The following is a 279-nucleotide window of genomic DNA, read 5'->3' as shown; positions in this document are numbered from 1 at the left end:
AAATTTAGTCATGTTGACTAAAAAGGGAAATAATTGTGGGACAAATACACGTATTATAAATAAAAAATTTTTAGCAAAACGAATACAAATTATTGTCCTTGGATTATCTTAAAAGCAAACGATAAAAAAACGGCGCGGCTAGAATCTATGCGGTATGTATTGTCTAAATTTGATTATCCTGGGAAATAAAAAGCATTGACAACGTTGTTGCAATATACTTTTATTATTATGAGTTATTATATATCATAAATTCAATTTGACCTTTAAAAGATGGATGTA

1 protein-coding gene is annotated in these 279 nt (G+C 27.2%); it reads left to right on the top strand.

Going from position 1 to position 279, the window contains the following annotated elements; genetic code table 11:
- Nucleotides 1-66: 66 nt before the first annotated feature.
- A complete protein-coding gene (locus tag ACEWL1_RS12100) occupies nucleotides 67-189 on the top strand; it encodes a hypothetical protein (protein ID WP_409233558.1) in 123 nt (40 codons plus the stop codon).
- Nucleotides 190-279: the final 90 nt, after the last annotated feature.

This window comes from Polaribacter gochangensis (genome assembly GCF_046224025.1).
Classification (GTDB): domain Bacteria; phylum Bacteroidota; class Bacteroidia; order Flavobacteriales; family Flavobacteriaceae; genus Polaribacter; species Polaribacter gochangensis.
Note: the sequence above shows the minus strand (reverse complement) of the source record. Positions and strands in the feature narration are given on the sequence as shown.